This window comes from Roseinatronobacter sp. NSM (assembly GCF_052379845.1).
Classification (GTDB): domain Bacteria; phylum Pseudomonadota; class Alphaproteobacteria; order Rhodobacterales; family Rhodobacteraceae; genus Roseinatronobacter.
The window spans coordinates 1-563 of sequence record NZ_JBQTCF010000105.1 but is presented as its reverse complement, the minus strand read 5'-3'; the positions used below and the strand labels follow the sequence as shown (position 1 = coordinate 563).

Annotated in this window: 1 pseudogene; it reads right to left on the bottom strand. The window is 57.2% G+C overall.

Annotated features, from left to right (window positions below):
* Positions 1 to 521: pseudogene (locus ACTZWY_RS19825) on the bottom strand (IS5 family transposase); the annotation flags it as partial.
* Positions 522 to 563: the final 42 nt, after the last annotated feature.

The following is a 563-nucleotide window of genomic DNA, read 5'->3' as shown; positions in this document are numbered from 1 at the left end:
TGATCAAGGGCGCAACGCCAATCGTGTCGTAGCGGTTGGCGGGCATCAGGACAAAGCGCACCAGATTGCCGAGCGCGTCCACAAGGGCAAGAATCTTAGTCGTCCAGCCGCCTTTCGACTTGCCTATGGCCTGGCTCTGAGTCCCCCTTTTGCGCCCATCCCGTGACGGTGGACCTTGACGATTGTCGCATCGATCATCGCGTATTCCATGTCTGGCTCATCGCTCAGGGCATCGAATATCCTCTTGAATACATCGGCTTGGACCCAACGGCGGAAGCGCCGGAATGTTGTTCTGCGCTACAAACGATCCCCCGGATCGTTTGCTTTACGCTTGAACTCCAGTTCCCGAACTCTCTCGGAAGGTCGCGCCAAGGCGCATCCGTGCGGACGATCCACAGCACAGCCTCAAGGAAAAGCCGCGTATCGCGCCCCGTCCGCCCCGGCGTATTCGCCCCACCGGGGCACAAGGGCTCAATCAATTCCCACTGTCGGTCTGTGAGAACAAATCTGTTCCGATCCAATTCAACCTCCTCTTTTGGAAGGTTGAATCAGAATCAATCAGG